Source organism: Bacillus sp. L_1B0_5 (assembly GCF_000836715.1).
Classification (GTDB): domain Bacteria; phylum Bacillota; class Bacilli; order Bacillales; family Bacillaceae_G; genus Bacillus_A; species Bacillus_A thuringiensis_S.
Map to the genome: position 1 here is coordinate 1 of NZ_JXIS01000215.1, position 2,541 is coordinate 2,541.

Below are 2,541 nucleotides of genomic sequence, written 5' to 3' on the forward strand. Positions count from 1 at the left end.
CGATACAGCAGCAAAAGAAGGTATCTATCCTCTTATTGCGCAGCATATACCAAAAGAGAGAAATAGTGACCGTGAGCAAGCTGTCTTTAATTTTGGTCTACATTATTCTATGTACTCTCTTCATAACATTAAGAGAATGTTTAAGAATGTGCATGCACTACTGAAGCAGAAATTTGCAGTACCAGTGACGGAAGAGTCTTATTACCGTAATTATCTAAAATACCAGGAAGAAACGTTATTTAGAAAATATGCATATGATCAGGGTGTTAATCTCCATGCATATATCGCTTTAGAAATTGAAATGCGTGAAAAACTAAAAGTTCGTGGTCATAAAGAACGCACGATTCCAAGTGATGTTCGTGAATGGTTTATCGAGGCAATTGATAAGCTGCCACAAGAAAAACTTCGTGTTATTGAACTACCAAAGCAGTTTAATTTACTAGAGTTTATGCGTACCTTCGAACGTTTAGTACGTGCTGGAGTAACAATAACAGCTCCAGATCAGGTGCTACACGCAATGGAAACAAAATAATAGTAAAGAGCTCTCTATTTTTGAAAAAATCGAAATTAGAGGGCTATTCGTAGTTGTTTCATTCATACTCCTTTTCTACTACTCTATTTATAAATACAAAATCAGAAGGACTTCATGTAAAATGAGGTCTTTTTTTATGCACTTCTATACAAATTCTCTTCTAGCATTATAGAACTCTCCACATAGTGCTAGGGAGTATTCTTTTAAAGTAGTAAAACCTATCTCATAATACCTACAAAAAATCAGAAGAAAAATAATAAAAATAGTGGATATGAGGAAAAATATACTTGAATGTGAATAATATTTTCCTAACATTATTGTAACTACTAGTGTCGCTGTATTTATCTAATAAAAATCATCAATAATAATGTGAGTTATGTGTAAATACTGAGTAATGTTAACAAATAGCAGCCTAATCTGGATAAAATGTGGGTAATTGAACGTTAGATATTGCTGTATTTAACAAAATAAAGAAAATAAAGCCTATTTCTATAGTTGGATAAATATAAAGTGATTTGTATCAATTTCTTTCCGATTTCATGTAGAAATATATAATTCTCTTTATGCTTTTTTGTAGAATTGATAGTCTAATAATCATTGAATTTCCGGCTACATTTTCTACTATTTATGATTTTTTACGTTCTAACATCAAATTTTCCCTTGTGTGAGTAGATCTTTCCTCTATTTTTGATAACCTATAATAGTTTTGTCTTTATTTCTTTTTAATATATAAGATATATATTTATAATAGATTTTTAATACAACTAGTATGATTGTTAATAAGATGTCCAACCTAATTGAAAATATTTGTAAATTACGTTATAATAATGGAAAATAAACATATCATTACCCACATACTAAAGGACAAACCTACGTATCCCTACCAGGGCGAGGTTTGTCCTTTTTTCATTTTAGTAAACAATTCATATTTGGAGGATTAAACATGACTGTACTTAAAGATACGACTTACTTAGATATAGATACCTATAACGAGATTAGATTTTTCAAAGGGATATTTTGGGGACTAATATTGGTAGTTCCCTTTTGGAGTATTATGATAGCCACATTCATTTGGCTTTGTAAATAATAATCAACATATCAAAAAAGCAAAGGGCGGTAGCAGGTCTTTCACTTATTTTCTGTTATAATATATCCTAAGAAATTAGGTGATTATAATGAGCAAAAACATTAATTTAGAAGAAACATTAGCAGCCTTTTCTGCTTATTTAATAGAAAAAGGACGGAAACAATCCACGATTTAACGTTATGCTTACGATATTAAAGATTTTTATAAGTGGTTAAGAGCAAATAAAAAACTTCTACATATCAAATCATGGAGTGAACTTTCTGAAGCGGATTATCAGACGTATTTCTCTGAGTTAGAAGACAAGCGTAAATATTCTCAGAAAACAAGACACAGAATATGGGTGGTTTTAAAGAAGTTACACATGTTTTTATGCATAGTTAGTCCATTGGATGGTATTAATCTCTCTTTGATTCCTGATCAATCACTAAATGATAATGATTTTATTACCGAAATGGAAGAAAAGCTTTTAAAACAAACTGTCCTATCAACAAAAGGGCTAACGGAAAGACAAGCTAAATATCGCCCTCTTATTATGGATAGAAACGTTTGTATTATAAATTTAGTAGTAAACTATGGGTTGTCTTTGCAAGAGCTTGTATCGCTTAATATGAGCCATATAAACTTTGCGAAATATCTGGTGTTATGTCAAGAAAATAGACACATTAAACAGAGACATTTTATTCGTTAAGCAGCTTGAGATTGTTGCTTTTCATAGAACCTCTTTTAAATTGAATCGGTGATACATACTTCAGTGCAGAATGGCTACGTTTTCGATTGTAAAACACTTCAATATATTTAAAAATACTGGATTTCGCTTCGTCTCGCGTTCTATATTTTTTCGGATAGACCCATTCTTTTTTTTATACACTATGAAAAGATTCAATCACTGCGTTATCAGGTTCTGGTGCAAATAATGGACAAA

The 2,541-nt window shown here is 30.9% G+C and carries 3 pseudogenes; 2 read left to right on the forward strand and 1 reads right to left on the reverse strand.

The features are described 5' to 3' along the window. Both RT27_RS31930 and RT27_RS31935 read left to right on the forward strand, forming a co-directional pair. Window positions 1-532 (forward strand): annotated as a pseudogene (locus RT27_RS31930) (hypothetical protein); the annotation flags it as partial. Window positions 533-1,707: 1,175 nt separating this feature from the next. Further along, window positions 1,708-2,253 (forward strand): annotated as a pseudogene (locus RT27_RS31935) (site-specific integrase); the annotation flags it as partial. Between the two features lie 43 nt (window positions 2,254-2,296). Here the strand turns inward: RT27_RS31935 and RT27_RS35050 are convergent. Further along, window positions 2,297-2,452 (reverse strand): annotated as a pseudogene (locus RT27_RS35050) (IS3 family transposase); the annotation flags it as partial. Window positions 2,453-2,541 lie beyond the last annotated feature (89 nt).